The sequence below is a fragment of the Streptomyces sp. 2114.4 genome (assembly GCF_900187385.1).
In the GTDB taxonomy this organism is placed as follows: domain Bacteria; phylum Actinomycetota; class Actinomycetes; order Streptomycetales; family Streptomycetaceae; genus Streptomyces; species Streptomyces mooreae.
On record NZ_FYEY01000001.1, the window covers coordinates 7,583,362 to 7,608,227 of the forward strand.

The 24,866-nt window shown below is 71.0% G+C and carries 22 protein-coding genes and 1 pseudogene; 17 read left to right on the forward strand and 6 right to left on the reverse strand.

Annotation, left to right across the window (positions count from 1 at the left end):
* Positions 1-185 precede the first annotated feature (185 nt).
* Positions 186-743, forward strand: coding sequence for a peptide deformylase (gene def, locus CFW40_RS33485; RefSeq protein WP_088801481.1), 558 nt, complete (start codon positions 186-188; stop codon positions 741-743).
* Positions 744-807: 64 nt separating this feature from the next.
* Here the strand turns inward: def and CFW40_RS33490 are convergent, their stop codons facing one another.
* Positions 808-1,455, reverse strand: a complete 648-nt coding sequence (locus CFW40_RS33490) for a TetR family transcriptional regulator (protein WP_088801482.1) — start codon at positions 1,453-1,455, stop codon at positions 808-810.
* 163 nt (positions 1,456-1,618) lie between these two features.
* Between CFW40_RS33490 and CFW40_RS33495 the strand changes: the two genes are divergently transcribed.
* Both CFW40_RS33495 and gcl read left to right on the forward strand, forming a co-directional pair.
* Positions 1,619-2,845, forward strand: a complete 1,227-nt coding sequence (locus CFW40_RS33495; RefSeq protein WP_088801483.1) for an acyl-CoA dehydrogenase family protein — start codon at positions 1,619-1,621, stop codon at positions 2,843-2,845.
* Between the two features lie 844 nt (positions 2,846-3,689).
* Entirely contained in the window at positions 3,690-5,471 is a 1,782-nt protein-coding gene (gene gcl, locus CFW40_RS33500) for a glyoxylate carboligase (RefSeq protein ID WP_088801484.1), read from the forward strand.
* Positions 5,472-5,568: 97 nt separating this feature from the next.
* Here gcl and CFW40_RS33505 read toward each other — a convergent pair whose 3' ends face one another.
* The gene (locus CFW40_RS33505; protein WP_143034512.1) at positions 5,569-6,885 is read right to left on the reverse strand and encodes a cytochrome P450; all 1,317 of its coding nucleotides are present in this window, start codon (positions 6,883-6,885) and stop codon (positions 5,569-5,571) included.
* A gap of 154 nt (positions 6,886-7,039) precedes the next feature.
* On the opposite strand from CFW40_RS33505, the gene CFW40_RS33510 reads away from it, so the two are divergent.
* From CFW40_RS33510 to CFW40_RS33520, 3 genes are all read left to right on the forward strand, one after another.
* Positions 7,040-7,267 (forward strand): hypothetical protein, encoded by a 228-nt coding sequence (locus CFW40_RS33510; RefSeq protein WP_086717821.1) that lies wholly within the window; start codon positions 7,040-7,042, stop codon positions 7,265-7,267.
* A 110-nt stretch (positions 7,268-7,377) separates the two neighbouring features.
* Positions 7,378-8,898, forward strand: a complete 1,521-nt coding sequence (locus tag CFW40_RS33515) for an AlkA N-terminal domain-containing protein (protein ID WP_088801485.1) — start codon at positions 7,378-7,380, stop codon at positions 8,896-8,898.
* Complete coding sequence (locus CFW40_RS33520; RefSeq protein WP_088801486.1) at positions 8,895-9,407, forward strand: methylated-DNA--[protein]-cysteine S-methyltransferase; 513 nt, start codon at positions 8,895-8,897, stop codon at positions 9,405-9,407. Before CFW40_RS33515 ends, CFW40_RS33520 begins: the two co-directional genes overlap by 4 nt.
* A gap of 152 nt (positions 9,408-9,559) precedes the next feature.
* On the opposite strand, the gene CFW40_RS33525 is transcribed toward CFW40_RS33520, so the two are convergent.
* Entirely contained in the window at positions 9,560-10,324 is a 765-nt protein-coding gene (locus tag CFW40_RS33525; RefSeq protein ID WP_088801487.1) for an SDR family oxidoreductase, read from the reverse strand.
* A gap of 197 nt (positions 10,325-10,521) precedes the next feature.
* Entirely contained in the window at positions 10,522-11,505 is a 984-nt protein-coding gene (locus CFW40_RS33530; protein WP_088801488.1) for a ScbA/BarX family gamma-butyrolactone biosynthesis protein, read from the reverse strand.
* A gap of 172 nt (positions 11,506-11,677) precedes the next feature.
* Between CFW40_RS33530 and CFW40_RS33535 the strand changes: the two genes are divergently transcribed.
* Positions 11,678-12,352, forward strand: a complete 675-nt coding sequence (locus CFW40_RS33535; protein ID WP_088801489.1) for a ScbR family autoregulator-binding transcription factor — start codon at positions 11,678-11,680, stop codon at positions 12,350-12,352.
* A 591-nt stretch (positions 12,353-12,943) separates the two neighbouring features.
* Complete coding sequence (locus CFW40_RS33540; protein WP_088801490.1) at positions 12,944-15,391, forward strand: MFS transporter; 2,448 nt, start codon at positions 12,944-12,946, stop codon at positions 15,389-15,391.
* Positions 15,392-15,461: 70 nt separating this feature from the next.
* Here CFW40_RS33540 and CFW40_RS37385 read toward each other — a convergent pair whose 3' ends face one another.
* Both CFW40_RS37385 and CFW40_RS37390 read right to left on the reverse strand, forming a co-directional pair.
* Positions 15,462-15,995 carry a GNAT family N-acetyltransferase gene (locus CFW40_RS37385; protein ID WP_093491053.1) on the reverse strand — a complete coding sequence of 178 codons (534 nt, stop codon included), beginning with the start codon at positions 15,993-15,995 and terminating at the stop codon, positions 15,462-15,464.
* A 54-nt stretch (positions 15,996-16,049) separates the two neighbouring features.
* Positions 16,050-16,334: pseudogene (locus CFW40_RS37390) on the reverse strand (FadR/GntR family transcriptional regulator); the annotation flags it as partial.
* 519 nt (positions 16,335-16,853) lie between these two features.
* Between CFW40_RS37390 and CFW40_RS33550 the strand changes: the two are divergent.
* The 9 genes from CFW40_RS33550 to CFW40_RS39070 all read left to right on the forward strand — a co-directional run bounded on the left by CFW40_RS33550 (position 16,854) and on the right by CFW40_RS39070 (position 24,851).
* Positions 16,854-17,597: a DUF4232 domain-containing protein gene (locus CFW40_RS33550; protein WP_088801491.1), complete on the forward strand. Its 744-nt coding sequence runs from the start codon at positions 16,854-16,856 to the stop codon at positions 17,595-17,597.
* 223 nt (positions 17,598-17,820) lie between these two features.
* On the forward strand, positions 17,821-18,909 hold the full coding sequence (locus CFW40_RS33555) for a hydrogenase expression protein HypE (protein ID WP_088801492.1): 1,089 nt from the start codon (positions 17,821-17,823) through the stop codon (positions 18,907-18,909).
* An 83-nt stretch (positions 18,910-18,992) separates the two neighbouring features.
* Positions 18,993-20,777 (forward strand): nickel-dependent hydrogenase large subunit, encoded by a 1,785-nt coding sequence (locus CFW40_RS33560; RefSeq protein WP_088801493.1) that lies wholly within the window; start codon positions 18,993-18,995, stop codon positions 20,775-20,777.
* A complete protein-coding gene (locus CFW40_RS33565) occupies positions 20,774-21,385 on the forward strand; it encodes a hypothetical protein (protein ID WP_176956297.1) in 612 nt (203 codons plus the stop codon). Before CFW40_RS33560 ends, CFW40_RS33565 begins: the two co-directional genes overlap by 4 nt.
* A complete protein-coding gene (locus CFW40_RS33570) occupies positions 21,382-22,050 on the forward strand; it encodes a DUF5947 family protein (protein WP_088801494.1) in 669 nt (222 codons plus the stop codon). Before CFW40_RS33565 ends, CFW40_RS33570 begins: the two co-directional genes overlap by 4 nt.
* The gene (locus tag CFW40_RS33575; protein WP_088801495.1) at positions 22,047-22,769 is read left to right on the forward strand and encodes a DUF6084 family protein; all 723 of its coding nucleotides are present in this window, start codon (positions 22,047-22,049) and stop codon (positions 22,767-22,769) included. The genes CFW40_RS33570 and CFW40_RS33575 overlap by 4 nt, the downstream gene beginning before the upstream one ends.
* Entirely contained in the window at positions 22,766-24,187 is a 1,422-nt protein-coding gene (locus CFW40_RS33580) for a hypothetical protein (RefSeq protein ID WP_088801496.1), read from the forward strand. The genes CFW40_RS33575 and CFW40_RS33580 overlap by 4 nt, the downstream gene beginning before the upstream one ends.
* Positions 24,184-24,753 (forward strand): hydrogenase maturation protease, encoded by a 570-nt coding sequence (locus CFW40_RS33585; protein WP_088801497.1) that lies wholly within the window; start codon positions 24,184-24,186, stop codon positions 24,751-24,753. The genes CFW40_RS33580 and CFW40_RS33585 overlap by 4 nt, the downstream gene beginning before the upstream one ends.
* Positions 24,747-24,851 carry a hypothetical protein gene (locus CFW40_RS39070; protein WP_371127040.1) on the forward strand — a complete coding sequence of 35 codons (105 nt, stop codon included), beginning with the start codon at positions 24,747-24,749 and terminating at the stop codon, positions 24,849-24,851. The genes CFW40_RS33585 and CFW40_RS39070 overlap by 7 nt, the downstream gene beginning before the upstream one ends.
* Positions 24,852-24,866: the final 15 nt, after the last annotated feature.

Sequence of the window (24,866 nt, forward strand, 5' to 3'; positions counted from 1 at the left end):
CGTCCTTGATCCTCCTTGCATCCGGCGCCCGCCTGCCCTGAGGCTGCCGGTGGAACGCTTCCTCCGCAGCCGATGACCGGCCGAGGCTTCGGTCGGGGATCAGCCTATCGAGATCCGGCGCCGGGCCCGAACCCCGCCACCCGTCCGGCGACATCCCGGGCGCGCCGGACCGTACGCTTACCCCCATGCCCGACCGCACCATCCCCGGCTCCTCCGGCCGGATCCGCCCCCTGCGCCTGCTCGGCGATCCGGCTCTGACCGCACCCTGCCGGGAGGTCACCACCTTCGACGGCGAGCTGGCCCGGCTGGTCGAGGACATGTACGCGACGATGTACGCCGCCCACGGTGTGGGCCTCGCCGCCAATCAGATCGGCGTCCCGCTGCGGGTCTTCGTCTACGACTGCCCCGACGACGAGGACCGCCGCCATCTGGGGCACCTCGTCAACCCCCGGCTCGTCGAGACCGACGGCCCGGTCATCCGCGGGCCCGAGGGCTGTCTCTCGCTGCCCGGCATCGAGGCCGGCACCCCTCGCCACGACCACACCGTGGTGACCGGGTTCGGCGTCACCGGTGAGCCCAGGACCGTGACCGGCACCGGCTTCTTCGCCCGCTGCCTCCAGCACGAGTGCGACCACCTCGACGGCGGGCTGTACGTCGACCACCTCACCGGGCTGCGCCGCCGCCGGGCGCTGCGCGCGGCGGCCAGGGCCCCGTGGGCCGCGACGGAGGCGCCCGGCCGCTGAACGGCCAGGCGCCTCCCGTCGTCTCACCCTCCGGCGCTCAAGAGCCGGGGTTCCCAAGCCGGGCTCAGAAGCCGGGGCCGCCCTCGCGGTCCTCGACCGCGGCCAGCCGGCCCCAGAGCAGATCGGCCAGCTGGGTGACCAACTGCTCGCGTGAACAAGGGCGTTCGCGCAGCCACCAGTCGCCCGCCCCGTGCATCATGCCGACGATGCCGTGGCCCCATACGCGTGCCCGCAGCTCGCCGCCCGGTCCCAGGTCGAGCCGGTCTGTGATCACCTTGGCCAGCTCCTCGCCGAGCCGGCGCAGCAGCGGTGCGGAGTGCCGTCCGACGTCGAAGCCGGACTCCGACGCGTTGTCCTCGTCCGACGGGTGCATCAGGAAGCGGTACACCTGCGGCCGGGCCTCGATCGCGAGCAGGTAGGCGTCGAGGGTGGCCTCGACCCGGTCCCGGCGCAGGACGGGTGCGTCCAGCGCGGTCGCCAGATTGGCCAGCAAGGCGTCGGTGTGCCGTACGGCGAGGGCGCGGTACAGACCACCCTTGTCGCCGAAGTGCCGGTAGAGGATCGGCTTGGTGATGCCGGCCTCGGCGGCGATGGCGTTCATCGATGCGTCCGGGCCGTCGCGCAGCACGATGCGCTCGGCGGCCTCCAGCAGCTCCCGCCGTCTGCGCTCGGTCGCCGTCTGCTGGCGGCCGCTGTGCTCGGTGCTTTCCATGGTCGTGCTCCCCACCCTTGTGAATCCGTGGCGCTCGCGCAACGTAACACCCGATCTCCACGGTGAATTCGTTCTCAGGGGAGTTGACATCTCCTACTGGTGAGTAACACACTGCGGGTTACCGCTAGTAACAACAGTAATGCCAGGCAGCAGTGGAGGGGACATGGCCGAGTTCACCATGGAGCTCAACGACGAGCAGAAGGAAGTCCGTGACTGGGTTCACGGCTTCGCCGCGGACGTCATGCGCCCCGCCGCCGCCGAATGGGACGAGCGCGAGGAGACCCCCTGGCCGGTCATCCAGGAAGCCGCCAAGATCGGTCTGTACTCGCTGGACTTCTACGCCCAGCAATTCTTCGACCCCACCGGCCTCGGTATCCCCATGTCCATGGAGGAGCTGTTCTGGGGGGACGCCGGTATCGGCCTGTCGATCGTGGGCACCGGACTCGCTGCCGTCGGGGTGCTCGCGAACGGCACCGAGGAGCAGATCGGTACCTGGATCCCGCAGATGTACGGAGACGTCGACGACGTGAAGGTCGCGGCCTTCTGCTCGTCGGAACCGGACGCCGGCTCGGACGTCGCCGCGATGCGCACCCGCGCGGTCTACGACGAGGCCAAGGACGAGTGGGTGCTGAGCGGCACCAAGACGTGGGCCACCAACGGAGGCATCGCCAACGTCCATGTCGTCGTCGCGGCCGTGGACCCCGGCCTCGGCTCCAAGGGTCACGCGTCCTTCATCGTCCCCCCGGACACCCCTGGTCTCTCCCAGGGGCAGAAGTTCAAGAAGCACGGCATCCGTGCCTCGCACACCGCCGAGGTCGTCCTGGAGGACGTCCGGGTCCCCGGCCACTGCCTGCTCGGCGGCAAGGAGAAGCTGGACGAACGTCTCGCCCGTGCCCGCGAGAAGGCCAGGAGTGGTGGCGAGCGCGTGAAGAACGCCGCCATGGCCACCTTTGAGGCCTCCCGCCCCGCCGTCGGCGCGATGGCGGTCGGCACCGCCCGTGCGGCCTACGAAGAGGCCCTGGAGTATGCCAAGACCCGCTCCCAGTTCGGCCGCCCGATCATCGACAACCAGGGCGTGGCCTTCCAGCTCGCCGATATGCGCACCCAGATCGACGCCGCCCGTCTGTTGGTCTGGCGCGCTTCCTGGATGGCGGTGACCGGTAAGCCGTTCACCTCCGCCGAGGGCTCCATGTCCAAGCTCTTTGCCAGCGAGGTCGCCAAAAAGGTCACCGCCCAGGCCGTACAGATCCTCGGCGGCAACGGTTTCACCCGCGAATACCCGGTCGAGCGGATGCATCGCGACGCGGCCATTTATACGATTTTCGAGGGCACCAGTGAAATCCAGCGACTGGTGATCGCCCGGACGGTTTCGGGAATGCCGATCCGCTGAGGTGTGCGTGCCATGGCGCGCGCGGAGTTTTCTTTCGTGTGGGCCCCGTCCGGTTTCGGGCGGGGCTTTTCGCGTGCCGTTTCTTCCGGGCGTCAAAATGCGGTTACGGGAGATTCCGGGGGATCAGCTCGGGGGGGCGGGGGTGAACGGGGATACGTCGGTGGTGCGCCGAGGATGCGCCGGGGCGGGGCAGGAGCCAGGGTGCGCCCGGGCGGCATGCGGCGCGCATGACGGCGGCCGGTGTACGCGGAGGGCCTGGCCGCGGGGCGCCGAAAAGCGCTCATGCAACCTTCAACCAGTGGGTGAGGGCTGGTTTGTCGTCATCGGTGCGGATGTCGGCGTCGTTGCCGGCGGCAGGCGAGTGTCATGCCTTGAGTTGGCGAAACCTATAACGTCGCCGCGGTTCTCGGCAGGCAACGGCGCATTGCTTCCCCGTGCCGCGGCCGTCGCCCTCGCTGAATGACGGCGCCCGAGGGTGCGAACAATGGGCTGGTTGCCGTAAGTGGTAATCATGCGTCCGGTAAGGGGGCCCCACCGCAAGGGAGTTGTGGTGGGGCTCCGTCGTGTCGCGTCGTACGGCCGCTGGTCGTATGGCTGCCCCCTGCCTCCCGTCCGCCGCCCGCAGTGGCTGCCCGTGCCTCCGTGGTGGTGCGCCACCGTGCACCCGCCCCACCTGTGCCGCACCGCCGGCCTCCGCGCCGGAGGTCCGGCCTCCCCTTGACGGGTGGGTCGCCGCACTCTACTTTCCTTCCATAAAGCAAAATATTAATTCCATGATGCGGAATTACGTCCCTCCGGCCCTTCGCTGGAGCTTGCCCGTGACAGGTCGACGCAGGAGTACTCGATGCCTCGAATGACAGCCGCTCGTGCCGCGGTGGAGATCCTCAAGCGGGAGGGCGTGAGCCACGCCTTCGGAGTGCCGGGTGCCGCGATCAACCCCTTCTACGCGGCGCTCCAGGGCGCCGGCGGGATCGATCACACGCTGGCCCGCCATGTCGAGGGCGCCTCGCACATGGCCGAGGGGTACACCCGCACCCACCCGGGCAACATCGGCGTCTGCATCGGCACCTCCGGCCCGGCCGGCACAGACATGATCACCGGCCTCTACTCCGCGACCGGTGACTCGATCCCGATCCTGTGCATCACCGGCCAGGCGCCGACCGCGGTGATCCAGAAGGAGGACTTCCAGGCCGTCGACATCGCCGCGATCGCCGCACCGGTCACCAAGGCCGCCACCACGGTCATGGCGGCCGCGCAGGTCCCGGGTGTCTTCCAGCAGGCCTTCCACCTGATGCGCTCCGGGCGGCCCGGCCCGGTCCTGATCGACCTGCCGGTCGATGTGCAGCTGACGGAGATCGACTTCGACCCCGAGACGTACGAGCCGCTGCCGCCCTTCAAGCCGGCCGCGACCCGCGCCCAGGCCGAGAAGGCCCTCGCGCTCCTGGGCGGGTCGCAGCGGCCGCTGATCGTCGCCGGTGGCGGCATCATCAACGCCGACGCCTCCGAGCTGCTGGTCGAGTTCGCCGAACTGACCGGCATCCCGGTCGTTCCCACCCTGATGGGCTGGGGAATCCTCGCCGACGACCACGAGCTCAACGCCGGGATGGTCGGCCTGCAGACCTCGCACCGCTACGGCAACGCGAACTTCCTGGAGTCCGACTTCGTCCTGGGGATCGGCAACCGCTGGGCCAACCGCCACACCGGCAAGCTCGACGTCTACACCCAGGGCCGGACGTTCGTCCACGTCGACATCGAGCCGACCCAGATCGGCAAGATCTTCGCCCCGGACTACGGCATCGCCTCGGACGCCAAGGCCGCGCTGGAGCTGTTCGTCGAGGTCGCGCGCGAACTCAAGGACGCGGGCGCGCTGCCCGACCGCTCCGACTGGGCCGCCGCCACCCAGGTGCGCAAGGCCCGGTTGCAGCGCCGTACGCACTTCGACGACATCCCGATGAAGCCGCAACGCGTCTACGAGGAGATGAACAAGGCCTTCGGCCCGGAGACCCGCTACGTCACCACCATCGGCCTCTCCCAGATCGCCGGTGCGCAGATGCTGCACGTCTACAAGCCGCGCCACTGGATCAACTGCGGCCAGGCCGGCCCGCTCGGCTGGACCATCCCGGCCGCGCTGGGCGTGGCCACCGCCGACCCAAAGACGCCGGTCGTCGCCCTCTCCGGCGACTACGACTTCCAGTTCATGCTCGAAGAGCTGGCCGTCGGCGCCCAGCACAGGATCCCCTACGTGCATGTCCTGGTGAACAACGCGTACCTGGGCCTGATCCGCCAGGCCCAGCGCAACCTCGACATCAACTTCCAGGTCAACCTGGAGTTCGAGAACATCAACGCCCCCGAGCTGGGCGTCTACGGCGTGGACCACGTCAAGGTCGTCGAGGGCCTGGGCTGCAAGGCCCTCCGCGTCACCGACCCGAGCGAGTTGGGCGCCGCCTTCGAGGAGGCCAAGAAGCTGGCCGCCGAGCACCGCGTCCCGGTCGTGGTCGAGGCGATCCTCGAGCGGATCACCAACATCTCGATGAGCGGCAGCGACCTCGCCAGTGTCCAGGAGTGGGAGGACATCGCCACCGAGCCGGGCCATGCGCCCACCGCGATCAAGCCGCTCAAGGTCTGACGCAAGCAGCTCAAGGTCTGACCCCGCCCGCCGCGCACCGGTGTCATGACCGGCGGCGCCGTGACTGCCGCAGCGCGGTCACGGCGCCGGTCCGCCGTCACGGGCCGAGGACCACCGGGAGGCCGGCCGGCCCGTGCATCAGGCGGGTGTGACGCCACTCCAGTGCGTCCCAACCGTCCACCGCCGGCCGGATTCCCGGGAAACGCGTCAGCAGCACCTCGAAGGCGATGCGGGCCTCGAGGCGGGCCAGCGGCGCACCGAGGCAGTGGTGCGGGCCGTGTCCGAACGAGAGATGACCGCCCGGGCGGTCGGGGCCCGGGATTCCCTCCGGGGAGCGGGGGCGGCGGGGACGGTCCGGAGAGGCGGGAGCGTCCGCGTCCCATGCCTTTGTTGCCTCCGCCGGCTCCGTTCGCTCCGTACGGCGGTGACGGTCGAGGCGTACCTCGTCCGGCGCGACGAACCGTGCGGGATCGCGATTGGCGGCTCCCAGGGACACCAGCACCACCTCTCCCGCGCTGATCCGGGCGCCGCCGAGGTCGAAGGTTTTGGTGGCGAAGCGGAAGGTCGCGAGCGTGATCGGGGAGTCGTAGCGCAGGAATTCCTCGACCGCGGCGGGGAGCAGACCGGGATCGGCCCGGAGACGGGAGCGGAGCGCGTCGTCCTGGAGCAACGCCACCATGCCGTTGCCGATGAGATGGGTGGTGGTCTCGTGACCCGCGACCACCAACAGCACGGCCAGGGAGACGAGTTCGGCTTCGGACAGCCGGTCGGCCTCGTCCCGGGCGGCGATCAGGCCGCTGAGGACGTCGTCCCCCAGGTGTTCGCGCCGGGCCGCGATCAGCCGCGTCATATAGTCGCTGAGGGCGTGCGACGCGCGGTCCACGGCGTCCGGGTCCGCCGCGGCGAACAGGTCATGGGACCAGCGCCGGACCGCCGCACGGTCCGGCTCCGGCACCCCCAGCAGTTCGCTGATCACCGTGATCGGCAGTGGCTCGGCGAACCCCTCGACGAGGTCCGCCTGCCCGCGCGCGGCCAGTGCGTCGGCCAGTTCCTCCGCGATCGCACGGATACGGGGCTCCAGCCGTGCCACCGCCGCCGGAGTGAACGCCTTCATCGCCAGCCTCCGCAGCCGGCCGTGGTCCGGCGGGTCGGTGGCGAGCATGGTGCGGCTCACGGCGGGGGCCAGCCGGCGGTTGCCGGGCCGGTCGGCGAAGTAGCGGGCGGTGTCCTTCGACAGCCGGGCATCCGCCAGCGCCGCTCTGGCCTCCGCCCATCCGGTGACGACCCAGGTCGTACGGCCGTTGTCCGTAGGTACCCGCTGTACCGGGCCGCGCGCCCGCAGGGCGGCGAGCAGCGGATACGGGTCCCGGGAGAACTCGGCTGAGTCCAGGGGGTTGTTCACGGTCGGCCTCATGGTTCCGTCGGGGAGGCCGGTTCCGGGGCGCTGTGGAGCGGTTCCGCGCGGCCCCGGCCACCGGCCGGCCTGGTGAGTGCTTGCAGGGACAAGGATTGCTGCTCATGGCGGCTGCCGAGGTGCGCGACCAGAAAGCCCGGCGCACGCTGGATGCATGTCCGAGCATCCGCCTGTCATCGTGCACCCGCCGACCCCATCGGGTGGCCGGCGGGTGACCGTACGTGGGCAGATCGTGGGCCTGGCCCACGGCCGTGGCGATGTCGCCGAATTCCTCCGCCGCGCGGGTGTCGCCGGTCCGGCCGAGGACATTGCGCTGGACGACCCCCGGCTCGTCGAATGGCGCGGCGGCTCGCTGGACGACTGGCCGATGCCACCGGCCTGACCGGGGCGAAGACCGGGGGACGAGCGGGGCCAGACGCCTTCGCCGGGCTCGAGCACGCCGTCCGATTTCCGCCAGCACCGCCGCGCGACCTGCGGCACAGTGGACCTGTGATGAGCGAGGACAGCAGGTACGAGGCGGTGCGCAGCAGGGACGCCAGATTCGACGGCGCCTTCTTTTTCGCGGTGTCCACGACCGGGATCTACTGCCGCCCGAGCTGCCCCGCCACCACGCCCCGACGGCGCAACGTCGCCTTCTTCCCGACCGCCGCGGCCGCCCAGGGCTCGGGCTTCCGGGCGTGCCGACGCTGCCGCCCCGATGCGGTGCCCGGCTCCGCCGAGTGGGATGTCCGCGCCGATGTCGTCGGGCGGGCGATGCGGCTGATCGGGGACGGTGTGGTGGACCGGGAGGGGGTCACCGGGCTGGCGGCCCGGCTCGGGTACAGCGCCCGGCAGGTGCAGCGGCAGCTGAACGCCGAGCTCGGCGCCGGCCCCGTGGCGCTCGCGCGGGCGCAGCGCGCCCACACCGCGCGGGTCCTGCTGCAGACCACCGGCCTGCGGGCCGCCGAGATCGCCTTCGCCGCCGGGTTCGCCAGCGTGCGCCAGTTCAACGACACCATCAAGGAGATCTACGCGCTCACACCGGGCGAGCTGCGGGCCGGCCGCTCCGGGAAAGCGGTCCGCGGCGCCCCGCCGGGGTCGTACGGTACGCCCGGGGTGCTGCCGCTGCGGCTGGCCTTCCGGGGCCCGTATGCGGCACGGCAGCTCTTCGACCACCTCCAGCGGCGCGCGATCACCGGTATCGAGGAGGTCAGCGGCGAGCCCGGCGCCCGCACCTACCGGCGCACCCTGCGGCTGCCGCACGGCACCGGTATCGCCGAGGTCGACGAGGCGACCGGAGACGGCTGGCTGGACTGCCGGCTGCGCCTCACCGAACTGCGCGATCTCACCACCGCGGGGCAGCGGGTGCGCCGCCTCTTCGACCTGGACGCGGATCCGTACGCGGTCGCCGAGCGGCTCGGTGAAGACCCCGTCCTGGCGGGGCTGGTGGACCGCCATCCCGGCCTGCGCTCCCCGGGGACCGCCGCCCCGGACGAGCTGGCGGTCCGCGCCGTGCTCGGCCAGCAGGTCTCGGTCGCGGCCGGGCGGGCTCTCGGCGGCGCGCTGGTCGCCGCGTACGGCGAACCGCTGCCGGAGCCGTCCGGTGCACTCACCCACCTCTTCCCCCGCGCCGACGATCTGGCGGAGGCCTCGCTCGCGGAGATCGGCATGCCCGGGTCGCGGCGGACAGCCCTGCGCACCCTCGGGGCCGCGCTCGCCGACGGCACCGTCACACTGGACGCCGGGGCCGACCGGGACGAAGCCGAACGGGCGCTGCTCGGCCTGCGCGGCATCGGCCCGTGGACCGCGGGCTACATCCGGATGCGCGCCCTCGGGGACCCCGATGTGCTGCTCACCGGCGATACGGCCGTACTGGCCGGAATGCGCCGGGCCGGTGCCCCCACGGACGGCCTGGCCGCCCGGTCGGACGCCTGGCGCCCCTGGCGCTCGTACGCCCTGCACCACTTCTGGAACGTGCCGGTCGCCGGACCGGCGCACACCCACCCCTCCACCACGGAAAGCACCGGACCATGACGCTCTACACCACCCTCGACAGCCCACTGGGTGAACTCCTGCTGGTCGGCGAGGAATCAGCCGCCGCACCCGGCGGCACCGCGCTCGCCTCGCTCAGCGTGCCCGGCCAGAAGGGCGGCGCGACCGTCCAGGACGGCTGGACGTACGACCCGGACGCCTTCGCCGAGATCGCCCGTCAGCTCCGCGCCTACTTCGACGGGGAGCTGACCCGCTTCGCCCTCACCTTCGCCGACACCCGGGGCACGGACTTCCAGCGGCGCGTGTGGCGGTCCCTGGAGGGCGTCCCGTACGGGACCACGACCACGTACGGGGCCATCGCGGCCGGGATCGGTGCGGCGCGGGGAGCGGTGCGCGCGGTCGGTACGGCGATCGGCGCGAATCCGCTGCTCGTCGTCCGGCCCTGCCACCGAGTGATCGCCGCCGACGGCTCGCTGTCGGGATACGCGGGCGGGCCCGTACGCAAGCGGCAGCTCCTCGGCATCGAGGGGGCCGGGCCGGACGCCGGCTGAGTCCGCCTGGACGGCGCCGGCCGAGGAACTGGACACCCCGGGTTATGGGTTGACCCCACGGCTGCTCAGCTCGGCCTGGACCAGCAGGGCACCGACTGCACCGGCGGTGAATTCCTGCTGGTCGAGCAGCGGCGGGGACGCACGAACGAGGGTCAGAGCATCGAGCCGCCCGTGACGTCGAAGCGCTGGCCGGTGATCCAGCGGGATGCGTCCGACGCCAGGAACGCGGCGACGTCCGCGATGTCGGAGGGGCGGCCGATGCGGTTGAACACGGAGTAGGCCGCCAGTGCGGCCCGCCCCTCCGGCGTCGCCCTCCGCTCCGCCGTCACATCGGTCTCGACCCAGCCGGGTGCGATGGTGTTCACCGTGATCCCGCGCGCGCCGACGTCCTTGGCGAGGGTGCGGGTGAGCGTTTCCAGGGCGCCCTTGGAGATGCTGTAGGCGATCTGCGCCGGGTGCGCCGTGCTCGTCACCGCCGACGAGATGTTGATGATGCGTCCGCCGTCCCGCATCCGTTGCAGACCGTGCTGGATGAGGAAGAACGGCGCCTTGACGTTGACTGCGAAGGTGCGGTCGAACTCCTCGTGGGTGACCGCGTCCAGGCGCCCGGGGAAGTTCTGAGCTGCGTTGTTGACGAGAATGTCGAGGCCGGGCTCCGCACCGGAGGCGGCGAGTTCGGCGTCGAAGGCGGCGAAGAGGGCTTCGGCGTCACCGGGAACTCCCAGCTCCGCGCCGACCATGAATGCCCGGCCGCCCGCCCGCGTGATGTTGTCGACCGTTTCCTTGGCGGCGATGTCATTGCTGCCGTAGTGGACGGCGATCAGCGCACCGTCCTCCGCGAGGCGCTGGGCGATGCCCCGGCCGATGCCGCGGCTGGAGCCCGTCACCAGTGCGGTCTTGCCCTTGAGGTCACCCATGATCGTTCTTGGCCTTCCGTTCACCTGTGGTGGCATGCTGCCGCCGATTGCTTGCTGGTGGGACAGCAGGGGAGCCCGATGCCCGTGCCTCAAGAGCCGTTACCACTCGCGACGGACGGCTTCCCGGGTCGCGCGGTCCGGTGGTTCATGAGGTGGGGAGACCCTGCAGAGAGTGCTATGCCTGGTGCGGTGTGCGCTCAGCGCTGGGCGTCCAGCGCGGTCAGGGTGGAGACGAAGACCGGCTTGCCCTCCTGGGATCCGGTGACCTGGACCGTCGTGGTGGAGGGGAGCGCGGACGGGACGTGCCGGGCCACGATGCTGCACGGGATGCCGTGTTCGGCGTAGCGGTGGAATTCGGTGCCGAAGGCGTACGGCACGAAGGCCTGAGGTGCGGTCAGCGCCCGGGCGGCCTGCTGTGCCGCGTCGAGCAGCAGCATTCCCGGGATGTGGTCATTCGCCGGATTCACCATCGCGCCATGGCCGGGTGCGATGCGCAGTTCCCATCCGCTGGACCTGTCGGTCGGGGACAGCAGGACATCGCTGTCCATGGCGCTGCCGGTCAGCTGGTGCGGGACGGGTGCGGGCGGCGGGCCCAGGGTGCGGCGGGCGGCCACGCGCTCGCCGCGGATCCGGCGGTAGACGGCAGGGGAGGCGACGGCGACATCGGAATAGCCCGTTGCGACGATCCGGCCCGCCTTGCGGATGGTCATGGTGAAGTGGCCGCTGGACAACGTGCCGCCCCGCAGGCGCATCCGGCTGCAGGTGACATCGATCGTCAGCCGGGTGGGTCCGCCGCCAACGGCCAGCTGCTCGGGGTGGGTTGTGTAGACCAGGTTGCCGAGGATGAAGTGGTGGCCGACCGGTACGCCGAGTTCGGTGTGGCACAACAGCAGCCCCGCCTGGCGGATGGTCTCGCCGGTGAGGATGAGGTGGTGGCGGCCGTGCACCGGAGTGAAGTACCCGTGGTCGTGCGGCCAACGGGCGGTCAGCGCGAAGCGGGAGTCGTCCAGCCGGCGCCATGAGGTGACCAGAATGTCGTCGACAATGGGCCGGTGAACGAACTCCCGGGGGACGCAAGGGTCGTGGCGGTGTCCGGCGGCCGCGCCGTGATTCCCCTTCGCGTGGGTCTGATGTGGAGCCCTGGGCTGAACCGTGCCGCTGACGTGCATCGTGTCGCTCATGAGTGCCCCCAGGCGTCTCTACGGGAAGAGGTACATCGCTGATAAGATACGTACCATCCGGTTTTGTTTTCAACGCCGGGTGTCGAATTGCGGCAAGCGGCTGACCCAGGGGGGAATTGAGCGGTAGCTAACTGATGCGAACATGGAAAACACGAGAGACAGGAGGCGTCCTGTGGCGCAACAGGACCGCGCGATCCGGACCCGGCGACTGATTTTGGAGGCGGCCGCCGCGGTCTTTGACGACCTCGGCTACGACCGCGCGACCATCGCCGAAGTCCTCGACCGCGCAGGCGTCACCAAGGGCGCCTTGTACTTCCACTTCGCCTCCAAGGAGCAGTTGGCGCTCGCGGTACTCGATGAGCACGTGCTGGACATCGCCGTCGAGCCGCAGAAGATCAAGTTGCAGGAGTTCGTCGACGCGGGCCAGGTGCTGGCGTACCGGCTGCGCAGTGACCCGATCCAGCGCGGGGCGGCGCGGCTGGCGGTCGAACAGGGCTCCAACCACCTCGACCGCAAGCAGTCGATGCTCTCGTGGAGCGTGTTCGTGGAGGGGCTGCTGAACGAGGCGAAGGACCGCGGTGAAGTGATGGAGAGCATCGTCGTGCGGGAGACCGCGGAGCTGTACGTCGGCGCCTTCGCCGGGCTGCAGATGATGTCCCAGGCCTTCACCAACCGGGCCGATCTCAGCCACCGGCTGACCGTCTTCTTCGAGCACACCCTCCCGAGCGTTGCGGTTCCGGCCGTCCTCGCCAAACTCAAGCTGGATTCTGAGCGCGGTGCACAACTCGATGCCGCCCTGCAGGGGAAGGCGCCGGCGGACGCCGGGATCGATGTCGCGGTGAGCTGACTCCGGTGCCTCGGGCCGGGCGGCTCGCGGCGGCCGGGCGGCGTGGATGGCCCGGCGCGGGCGGGAGGCGAAAACATACCGCGTATGCGGTGTTGACTGCTGAGCTGTGTGCATGTCGTGCATAAACGGTGCAGGTCAGAGGCGTCGTGGGGGCTCCCGCGGCGCCTCTCGTCGCAGGCGGACGGGTGTGCGGGGAGCGGTGGGTGGGCGGCCGGGCAGCGGCCTTCGGAGGTTTCCGCCGGACGGGATTGTCAGTGGTGTGCTGTTCACTGGGACTCGGCGGGTTCAGCGGAGTCCGCGCGTCGAGAACGAGTCCGGGGGAGGCCCGATGAACGGGGCGAGGGGGAGTCAGGAGCGGGGCGGAGTGAGGCATATCACAGCCGCCGGGAAGCGCAGGCGGCTGGTGTCGCGGAATAGACCGCTGCAATAAAACGTTCGGCATGCACGTATCCGTGGCCTGATCGTGCCGATGTCCGGGGGAGACGCCCCACACCTCGAACGCTGCGGCTCACCCCTGCTCCGCCGCTCTCACGACCCGTGCACACCCCACTCTCACCGACGTTCACCTCTGCCGCCCTGGAGGCCGCCCGCATGACCCGGATGACGACGGACCAGCTCCCCGGAAGGGCGGCGGGCACCGCTGCCGAGCCCCCGGTGCCCGAAACGGCCACGGCCGGGCACCGCAGAGCCCGCGGTGGCATCGTCCCGGTCCTGGCCTTCTCCGGCATCGTGGTCGCGGTCATGCAGACGCTGCTGGTGCCGGTCATCAAGGACCTGCCGGTGTTGCTCAACACGGCGCCCAGCAACGCCACATGGGTGATGACGGCCACTCTCCTCGCGGGTGCCGTCTCGACGCCCATCATGGGGCGCCTCGGTGACCTCTACGGCAAGCGGCGGATGCTGCTGACCAGCCTCGCCGTCATGGTCGTCGGCTCGTTGATCTGCGGATTCACCAGCGATCTGCTCATCATGATCGTGGGCCGGGCGCTGCAGGGCTTCGCGATGGGCGCCATTCCGCTCGGCATCGGCATCATGCGCGACGAGCTGCCGCGCGAACGGCTCGGCTCGGCCATGGGCCTGATGAGCTCGTCGATCGGCGTGGGCGGCGGGCTCGCACTGCCGGTCGCGGCCCTGGTGGCCCAACACGCCGACTGGCACGCCCTGTTCTTCGGCGCCGCCGGTCTCGGTGCGCTGTCGATGCTGCTCACCTTCCTGACCGTCCCGGAGAGCGCGGTGCGTGCCCGGGGACGCTTCGACGTGGCCGGCGCCCTCGGGCTGTCGGCCGGCCTGGTCGCCCTGCTGCTGCCCGTCACCAAGGGCAGCGACTGGGGCTGGGGTTCGCCCACCACCCTCGGTCTGTTCGGCATCGCGGCCCTGATCCTGGTGCTGTGGGGCGTGATGGAGCTGCGCATCGCCGACCCCCTGGTCGATCTGCGGACCACCGCCCGGCGCGAGGTCCTGCTGACCAACCTCGCCTCGATCACTGTCGGGGTGGCCTTCTACGCGGTCTCCCTGGTGCTCCCGCAGTTGCTGCAGCTGCCCGCGTCGACCGGCTACGGCCTCGGCCAGTCCATGGTGGTGGCCGGTCTGTGCATGGCGCCGCTGGGCCTGACGATGATGCTCGTCGCCCCGCTGTACGCGCGGATCGCCGCCCGGCGCGGCCCCAAGGTCTCGCTGCTGATCGGCATGCTGGTCATAGCGATCGGCTACGGCGCGGGCCTCGGCCTGATGACGGCCCCCTGGCAGACCGTCATCATCGCGGTGGTCCTCGGCGCCGGCATCGGCCTGGCGTACTCCTCGCTGCCCGCACTGATCGTCGGCGCCGTCGACCCCTCCGAGACCGGCGCGGCCAACGGTCTGAACACCCTGATGCGCTCGATCGGTACCTCCGTGTCCAGCGCCGTGATCGGCATGGTGCTGGCCCATATGTCCCAGCGGATGGGACCGGCCACGGTGCCGACGATGGCCGGGTTCCGGGCCTCCTTCCTGATCGCCACGGCCGCCGTGATCGCCGGTGCCGTCCTGGCCGCCTTCCTGCCCTCGGCGCGCCAGGCGTCCCGGCCGACCCTGGTCGCGCAGAGCGCGGACGGCGGTGACGGTGGCATCAGCGGTGACAGCGGTGCCGGGGGCGTGGGCGGTGCCGGCACCGAGGCCGCCGCTGCGGCCGTGCGGGGCGTGTCGGCCGGGCCGACCGCAACCGAGCAGACCGCAGCGGGGCCGACCGCAACCGGGCCGACCACGAACGGGCCGACCGCGAGCCCGTCCGGCTTCTCCGGCCGGGTCCTGGACACCTCCGGTACCTCGATACCGGGTGCGAACATCACCCTGATCGACCGCCAGGGGCGGCAGGCCGGTGTCACCACGGCCGACGCCGACGGGCGCTATGCACTCGCGGCCCCCGCGGCGGGCACCTACGTCCTCACGGGTGCCGCGCCCGGCCACACCCCGTATGCCGCCTCGGCCATGTACCGAGGTGGGGACGTGTCCGCCCGGGTCGATCTGATCCTCGCGGGCACCGGCCGGCTGGGCGGTGTGCTGCTCGGGGGACCTGGCCCCGATGGTGCCCCGCTGGCGGGCGGAGGCATCGTCCTCACCGATGCCGGTGGCGACGTGGTGACCCGTACGACCTCCGGCACCGACGGGAGCTGGGCCCTCGCCCCTGCGCCGCCCGGCCCGTACACCCTGGTGCTGAGCGCCCCCGGCCACCAGCCGCAGGCCCGTGCCGTCGAGCTGTCCGGTGGCGAGCCGGAACGGCAGGACGCCCGCCTGCAGCCGACCGCCACCGTCCGTGGAACGGTGCGGGGCCCGAACGGCCGGCCGCTCGCCGATGCCGCCGTCACCCTCGTCGAGGACGGCGCCGTCGCGGGGTACACCGTCACCGGACCGGACGGCCTCTTTGCCTTCTCCGAGCTGAGCGGCGCTCACTACACCCTCACGGCAGCCGGTTTCCCGCCGCACGCCGTCCCGATATCCCTCGCCGACGGCGCCCACGAGGTCCTTGACCTGGACCTCGCCCAGCCGTCGGCGGCCACCCGCTGACCCAGGCGTACGGTGCACGGAGCGTGGGCGGCCCCGCCCGACTCATGGGCCGCCCCGCGCCAGGCCCCGCTCAGGCCTGGTACTCCGTGAGATCAATGCTGTACACCGTCAGCGCATGGCCGTACTCCGGATGTGTCGCCTCCCGCTCGAAGGACATACCGAGCTTGCGCAGGACGTTGTCCGAGGCCTCGTGGCCGAGCCGGTTGACGGCGATGACGCGGTCCAGGCCGCGGTCCTGGAGGGCGAACTCCAGCACGGCCTGGGCGGCTTCGGCGGCATAGCCCTGGCCCCAGTACTGCCGTCCGAAGCGCCAGCTGATCGCCACCTCGTGCGCTGCCTCCGGAAGGAATCCGGGCACGGACAGACCGACGCATCCGGCGAGTTCGCCCGAGGCGAGCAATTCGACGGCGAAGACGCCGAAGCCCTCGTCGTCCCACTCCTCCTCCCACCGTTCGATCTCCTCGGCGGTCTGCTCCAGGCTCAGGACGGAGCCATCGCCGATCCAGCGCATGACCAACGGGTCCGTGTTGATGTCCGCCATGGGGGCGAGGTCGTCGTCGGTCCAGCGGCGGAGGATGAGGCGGGGGGTGCGGATCTCGGTCATGCCGCCCATCCTGTCCAATGCCGGGGGCTCGGCGGTAATCGGCAGGTGCCGTTAGACATCGGCGACGGCCGCGAGGCGCAGACGCGCGGGCCAGTCCTCGGTGGGCTCGGTGGCGATCACGAAGACGCCGGCGCCCTGACGTGGCTGCACCAACCCGGCTCCGGCCAGGGCCCGTACGGCTTCGCGCACCGTGGAGCGGCCGACGCCGAGGGTTTTGGCCAGAGTCGTTTCGCCGGGGGGTTTGGTGCCCACCGGCCAGTGACCGCCGGTGATCTGGTCGCGCAGCCGCTGGGCGGCCAGTTCGACCAGTGGACGGGGGCGGAGCGCTTGGAGCGACATCCCGTCATACCTCTCAGGTTGTCTGAGGAGTTGATCATGATGAGTGTACCCGCCATGAAACTGCGTGGTTTCCTTCTCGGTCGCCGCGGCGGGGCCTGAGGCGACCGGCAGCCCGCCGCGGGGAGCGGGGCAGGAAGTGTCCGCCCTGACGGCCTCGGTGCGGGCGGTGCTGTCGGCCGTCAACCGGGCGAGCGGGGCCGGGGCGACCGCTGGTGAAACGGGGCCGGCGGGCCTGCCGGGGCCCATGGGGCCGGTGATCTCGATCGACGGAACGGCCGAACCTGGCGGTGGCGTATCCGCAACTCGGGAATTCTCTGCGATTCTGTGCGACACGCCCCGGATACCGGCTGGTCACGCCGATTTCCGGGGGACCGGCGTGCCGAGCGCCCCGGCTCGTTAGTGGTGTGTTAGTGCCTCGTTAGCGGACCGGCAGTGCCCGAGGCCACGCTGGCAGGAGCATGGGACGGACCGTGCGCACCTACGACGAGAGTTCGCACCTACCAGACGAGGGGGACACTTATGTCGCTCACCTTCAAGACACTCGGCCGCGGCCGGCGTGTCGCCGCGGGATCGCTGATCGCCGTCGCGGCGCTGGGGCTCACCGCCTGCCAGAGTGGGCCCGACGCCACCTCGCGCCCCTCGTCGAACGCCGCGCCCGTCACGTCCCACGACCAGCAGAGCGGGGACGGCTCGCAGTCGGCCGGCGGCAGCAAGCCGACCGGGGCAGGGCCGCAGTCCCCCGCGAACGGTCAGGGGCCCTCGGCCTCCTCGGCGAAGGAGACCTCCCCCGGCAGCAAGCCGACGGGCAAGGCCCCGAGCGCCGCACAGTCCCAGGCCTCCGCCATGGCGGCGTCGGACCGTTGCACCGCCGACCAGATGTCGCTGCGCCTGGGCGCCTCCGACATCGGTGCGGGCAACATCCGCTACCCGCTCGTCTTCACGAACAAGGGCAAGAAGGCCTGTTCGCTGCGCGGCTACCCCGGGGTCTCGCTGATCAAGCGGGACGGTTCGGCCGTCGGCAAGCCCGCCACCCGCGGGGGCGGCTCCGGGGGCGCCGTGCGGCTCCAGCCGGGTCAGAGCGCACACGTCCTGCTGCACACCCTCAACGAGGGCGTCTCGGACACCCCGTGCTGGGACCGCTCGCAGCTCGTCTTCGTCTACCCGCCCGGATCCAAGGAGCCGATGACCACGGGCAGTGCGGGTCTGCGGGTCTGCGGCGGACGATTCGACGTGACCGCGGTGGAGGCCGGGGGGCTGGGCTGACCCGCTGGACGGCGACACGGGAGCCGGGCGGCCGCGAGCGCGGTCACCCGGCTCCCGGCGTTCTGCGGCAGGGAGGGGCATCGGGTATTCGCCGAAGGGGGTTCGGGGTGCGTCACCGCAATGGCCCCTGGTGACCGCCCCGCCGGTCCGGATCGGTGTTACCAAGGTGGATGGAAGCCTTGAATGAGTGCTTTCGTTGCATATCTGCCGAGGAGCCATCCCCATGTCTGCAGCTTCGAGCGTGGCCGCCAAGGCCGCTGCGAACGGAAAGCCGTCCGCCGAGGACGAGTCCCCGATCCACATTCTCTGGATCAACGCCGGCCTGAGTTGCGACGGCGACTCCGTGTCGCTGACCGCAGCGACCCAGCCGAGCATTGAGGAGATCGCGCTCAGTGTGCTGCCGGGGCTGCCCAAGATCGCCGTCCACTGGCCGCTGATCGACTTCGAATGCGGCCCGGTCCAGGGCGCGGACACCTTCATCGAGTGGTTCTTCAAGGGCGAACGCGGCGAGATCGACCCGTTCGTGCTGGTCATCGAGGGGTCCATCCCCAACGAATCCATCAAGCCGGAAGGGTACTGGTGCGGTTTCGGTGACGACCCCGAGACCGGTCAGCCGATCACCACCAGTGAGTGGATCGACCGGCTCGCCCCCAAGGCGCTCGCCGTGGTCGCCATCGGCACCTGTGCCACGTACGGCGGTATCCACGCGATGGCGGGCAACCCGACCGGAGCCATGGGCGTGCCTGACTACCTGGGCTGGGACTGGACCTCCAAGGCCGGGATCCCGATCGTCTGTGTGCCCGGCTGCCCGATCCAGCCGGACAACTTCTCCGAGACGCTGACCTATCTGCTCTACCAGGCGGTGGGCTCGGCCCCGATGATCCCGCTGGACGACCAGCTGCGCCCCACCTGGCTCTTCGGGGCGACCGTGCACGAGGGCTGCGACCGGGCCGGTTACTACGAGCAGGGCCAGTTCGCGACCACCTACGACTCGCCCAAGTGCTCGGTGAAGCTCGGATGCTGGGGTCCCGTGGTCAAATGCAACGTGCCCAAGCGGGGCTGGATGGACGGCATCGGCGGCTGCCCGAACGTCGGCGGTATCTGCATCGCCTGCACCATGCCCGGCTTCCCCGACAAGTTCATGCCGTTCATGGACGAGCCGCCCGGCGGCAAGGTCTCCAGCACCGCGAGCGCCGCCTACGGCAGCGTCGTCCGCCGGCTGCGCGGCATCACGGCCAAGACCGTCGACCACGAACCCAAGTGGCGGCATCGCGGCGACCAACTGACCACCGGCTACCGGAAACCGTGGTGAGCGCACCCCCGTAGCCGTCCGGCTCCTTCCGGGCCTCCGTCCGACCTCACTTCCGCGCGCAACGAAAGGGCACGGCACTCACGATGGCACCGAAGACAAAGGCGGCCGGTGACGGCAGCGGTCTGACGGAGATGTCCTGGGATCCGATCACCCGGATCGTGGGCAGCCTCGGCATCCACACGAAGATCGACTTCAAGCAGAAGCGGGTGGCGGAGTGCTACAGCACCTCCTCCGTCTTCCGTGGCTACAGCGTCTTCATGCGGGGCAAGGACCCGCGTGACGCGCACTTCATCACCAGCCGGATCTGCGGTATCTGCGGCGACAACCACGCCACGTGCTCCGTCTACACGCAGAACATGGCCTACGGGGTGAAGCCCCCGCACCTGGGGGAGTGGATCATCAACCTCGGCGAGTCCGCCGAGTACATGTTCGACCACAACATCTTCCAGGAGAACCTGGTCGGGGTCGACTACTGCGAAAAGATGGTCCGTGAGACCAACCCCGGCGTCTGGGAACTCGCCCAGCGCACCGAGGCTCCGCACGCGGCCGAGCACGGATACCGCACCATCGCCGACATCATGAGCTCCCTCAACCCCCTGGAGGGCGAGTTCTACCGCGAGGCGCTGCAGGTCAGCCGCTACACCCGGGAGATGTTCTGCCTCATGGAGGGCCGCCATGTGCACCCCTCCACGCTCTACCCGGGCGGCGTCGGCACCCTCGCCAGCGTCCAGCTCTTCACCGACTACCTCAGCCGGCTGATGCGCTACGTCGAGTTCATGAAGCGGGTCGTCCCGCTCCACGACGACCTGTTCGACTTCTTCTACGAGGCGCTGCCCGGATACGAGGAAGTCGGCCGGCGGCGGGTGCTGCTGGGCTGCTGGGGGGCGCTCAACGACCCCGACCACTGCGACTTCACCTATCGCAACATGACGGACTGGGGGCGGAAGATGTTCGTCACCCCCGGCATCATCGTCGACGGCAAGCTGGTCACCAACGACCTCACCGAGATCAACCTCGGTATCCGGATCCTGCTGGGCAGCTCCTACTACCAGGACTGGGCAGGGCAGGAACTGTTCGTCACCCACGACCCGCTCGGCAACCCCGTCGACCCGCGCCACCCGTGGAACCAGCACACCATCCCCGCGCCGCAGAAGCGGGACTTCAACGACAAGTACAGCTGGGTGATGTCCCCGCGCTGGTTCGACGGCAAGGAGCACCTGGCGCTGGACACCGGTGGCGGCCCGATCGCCCGGCTGTGGTCCACCGCGCTGTCCGGGCTCGTCGACACCCCCTACGTCAAGGCCACCGGCCACAGCGTCACCATCGACCTGCCGCGCAGCATGACCAAGCCCGAGACCCGCTTCGAATGGAAGATCCCCAAGTGGAGCAACGCGCTGGAGCGTAACCGCGCCCGCACCTACTTCCAGGCCTACACGGCGGCCATGGCACTGTACTTCGCCGAGCAGGGGCTCGAAGAGGTCCGGGCCGGACGCACCCAGACCTGGGAGAAGTTCGAGGTGCCCGACGAGTCCATCGGCTGCGGCTTCACCGAGGCGGTGCGGGGCGTGCTCTCGCACCACATGGTCATCCGGGACGGCAAGATCGCCAACTACCACCCGTACCCGCCCACCCCGTGGAACGCCAGCACCCGCGACACCTACGGCACCCCGGGCCCGTACGAGGACGCGGTGCAGAACACCCCGATCTTCGAGGAGAACTCCCCGGAGAACTTCAAGGGCATCGACATCATGCGCACGGTGCGCAGCTTCGACCCGTGTCTGCCCTGCGGCGTCCACATGTACGTCGGGGACGGCAAGTCCGTACAGAAGATGCATGTGCCCACCGGCCTGAGCGGATTGTCGGGATGAGCGCCCGAGCCACCGCGGCACCGGCCGCCGCCCCCGAAGCGGCCGCTCCCCAGGGCGCCGCACCCCGGAGTGCCACGCCGAACGCCGAGACGGCCGGACGGCGCGTCGAAGAAGTGCTGGACCACCTCGCCGGACGCGACCGCGAGGCGAGCGCCGCCGCCGAGGAACTGGTCCGGCTCCTGATGGACTTCTACGGCGCGGGACTCGCCCGGATCATGCACCTGGTGGGCAGCGGCACGGACGGCGGCGGCCCCCGGGCGGCGCTGCTGAGCGATGAACTGGTGACCAGCCTGCTCGTGCTGCACGACCTGCACCCCGAGGACACCGCGGCACGTATCACCCGCGCGCTCGACAGTGTCCGCCGCCAACACCCCGCCGATGTCGCGGGGTTCGACGCGGAGAGCGGGGAGCTGCGACTGCGCGCCGGTGACGGCGGAGGCTGCGGTTGCCCGAGCACGAACCAGCAGGCCCAGCAGGCCGTCGAGGCCGCCGTGTCCTGCTTCGCGCCCGAGGTGACCTCGGTGCGGTGGGAGGCCGCAGGGGACCGGACCGAACCGGCGCTGCTGCAGATCTCCCGTCGTCCGCCGACCGCCGCCACCGCCCCGTGAGCGGCCGGCAGGCGGCGTCCCCGCGGCTCGGACCGGCGGCCGCCCACCGCGGCCTGCGCCGCTTCCGCGCCCCGGTACCGCCCACCCCCGAACGCTGCGAACTGTGCGGTGTCGTGCTGGCCGAGCACAACCACCGCCACCTGGTGAACACCGAACGCCGTGCGCTGGCCTGTGCCTGCACCCCCTGCGCACTGCTCTTCGACCGGCCCGGAGCCGGCGGCGGACAGTTCCAGACCGTCCCCGACCGTTATCTCGTCGACCCCGGCCACACCCTCGACGACGCGGCCTGGAACCTCCTCCAGATCCCCGTCGGCGTCGTCTTCTTCCTGCGCCATGCCGACCCCGACCGGCTGGTCGCGCTCTACCCCAGCCCGGCCGGCGCCACCGAGAGCGAACTCGACCCCTCGACCTGGCAGAGCGTGCTCGCCACCAGCCGGCTGACCGGCCTCCTCCGGCCCGATGTGGAGGCGCTGCTGCTGCGCCGCTCCGAGGGCCGGATCGACTGCTATCTGGTGCCCGTCGACATCTGCTACGAACTCGTCGGCCGGATGCGCCTGTTGTGGCAGGGCTTCGACGGCGGGGCCGAAGCCCGCACCGCGCTCTGTGACTTCTTCGCCAAGGTCGCCCGCAGGGCCAGGGAGCCGAAGGAGGACGACCGGCCGTGACCGATCTGTCCTTCGAGTGCACCGGTGTCCGCGCCGACCGCTACGCCGCCGCCCCCACCCTGCTCTTCCGGCTGCGGATCACCGCCGCCGAAGGGGCCCGGGTGCACGCCGTCGCGCTGCGTTGCCAGCTCCGCATCGAACCGGCCCGGCGCGGCTACCACCCCGACGAGGCCGAAGCGCTCAGCGACCTCTTCGGCGCACGCTCCCGCTGGGGCAGCACCCTGCAGCCCCTGCAGCTCGCCCAGATCTCCCAGGTCGTCCCCGGCTTCACCGGCGAGACCGAGCTGGACCTCCCGGTCCCGTGCAGCTACGACCTGGAGGTGGCGGCCGGCCGCTACTTCCGTGCGCTGCGCGACGGCGAGGTCCCGCTGCTGCTGCTGTTCTCCGGCACGGTGTTCGCCGGCAGCGGCGGCTTCCACGTCGAGCCGGTGCCCTGGAACAAGGAAGCGTCCGTGCGGATGCCCGTGGACGTCTGGCAGGAGATGACCGAGGCGCACTTCCCCGGCTGCGGCTGGCTCCGGCTGCCGCGCGAAACCCTCGACGCGCTGCTCGCCTACCGCTCGCGGCACGCCCTGCCCTCCTGGCAGACGACCGTCGAGTCGCTGCTGGCCACCGCGGAGGACACCGAACCGCCCGCGCCGCGCGCCCGGCTGTTCCCCACAACTGCCGCCGCGCGCACCGCCGCCGCCCACCCCGCCGTCGAAAGGAGCGCGCCGTGACGACCAGCGTCCTGCCCGACGAGACGGCGGACCGCTTCGCCACCGCCCGCCAGGTGGCGGACGCCGTGCTGTTCGAGGGCTATGTGCTCTACCCGTACCGCGCCTCCGCCGCCAAGAACAAACTCCGCTGGCAGTTCGGTGTCCTCGTACCGCCGCACTGGGGCGCCCCGAGCGCGGAGCACTCCTTCCAGCGCACCGAATGCCTCATGGAGCCCAGGTCGGGGGCCCGGCTCTCGGCCGAGCTGCGGTTTCTGCACGCCCAGCGGCGCACCGTCCAACGCCGGTGCCCGGACGGCGAGTTCGAGACCGTCGCGGAACTCGAACTGCCCGACCGGGTACTGGTCCCCTGGGACGAGGGCGTCGAGGAGCGTGTCCCGCTCGCGGCCGGGATCTCCCAGCTGACCGGCGAAGGCGTCACCGTCCCGTTCACCCGGTCCGCGCGGGAGGAGACCGAGCCGGTGCACGACGCGGACGGCCGCCTCGTCGGCAGGCTGGTGCGCCGCCGCGCGGAGCTCCATGGACGCGTGCGGCTGACCGCGAGCGAACTCGACGGCCCCTACGCGGCGCTGCGGCTGACCGCGACCGTCGAGAACACCAGCGGCTGGCAACCGGAGGAGACCGGCGCCGACCGTGACGCGGCGCTGCCGCACTCGCTGGTCGGCGCCCACCTTTTCCTCGGCCTGAGCGCGGGCTCGTTCGTGTCCATGACCGACCCGCCGGAGTGGGCCACGGGCGCCGTCGCGGCCTGCCGCAACGAGCACGCCTGGCCCGTGCTGGCCGGAGACTCGGGCCGCGCCGATGTGGTCCTGTCCTCCCCGATCATCCTGGAGGACCACCCGGCCATCGCCCCCGAGAGTCCCGGCGCGCTCTACGACGCCCTGGAGATCGACGAAATCCTCGCCCTGCGCACCGCGGCCCTCACCGACCAGGAGAAGCGAGAGGCCCGCGGCACCGACCCCCGCGCCGCCGAGGTCATCGAGCTCGCCGACACCATGCCGCCCGAGGTGCTGGAGCGTCTGCACGGTGCCGTACGGGCACTGCGCGAGGTGACCGGTCCTGGCCCGGCCGCCCCCGACGACCTGACGCCCGACGTGCCGGGCCTGCGCCCGGACACCCCCTGGTGGGACCCGGAGAGCGACCGCAGTGTCGACCCCGTACGCGACCGGATCACGGTTGACGGGCACTCGGTCGGCGCGGGCAGCCGGGTGCTGCTGCGGCCCGGACTCCGTCGCACCGATGCCCAGGACCTCTTCCTCCAGGGCCGCACCGCCCATGTCGAGGCCGTGTTGCACGACGTCGACGGCGGGGTGCACCTCGCGGTGACCGTGGAGGGCGATCCGGGCGTCGACATCCGGCGCGAGCAGGGCCGGTTCCTGTACTTCCAACCCGACGAAATCGCCCCCCTGGAGGACGCGTGAACGCCGAAGCGCCGGTCGCCGGGCCGCCCGCCAAGACCCTGATCGCCGGCGTCGGCAACATCTTCCTCGGCGACGACGGATTCGGTGTCGAGGTCGTACGACGGCTGGGCGAGCACCGGCTGCGGGACGGGGTCGAGGTCGTCGACATCGGCGTCCGCGGCGTGCACCTGGCCTACCAGATGCTGGACGGCTACCACACGGTGCTGCTGGTGGACGCCTCCGCGCGCGGCGCCGAACCCGGCACCGTCCATCTCCTCGACGCCACCGCTCCGGCCGGCGCCCGTCCCCACGACACCGCGCTCGACGGTCACCACATGACCCCCGACACGGTGCTCGCGCTGCTCGACACGCTCAGCGCGGGAACCGACGGCCGGCGCCCGGAGCGCGTCCTGGTCGTCGGCTGTGAACCCGCCGATGTCACCGAGGGCATCGGGCTCAGCGAACCGGTCGGCGCCGCGGTCGACGAGGCCGTGGCGCTGATCCTGCGGCTGGTCGGCTCAGCGGAGCCCACACCGGCCGCCGACGCACCGCACACCAGCGATGAGAGGAACACGACACCATGCTGAAGCTCGCCCTGGGCGGGGCACTCGCCGCCACGCTCGCCGTTGTCCTCAAGGCCGTACTGCCCGACGTCAGGCGCTATTTGCGCATCCGGTCGATGTGACGGGTGGCGCTGCAC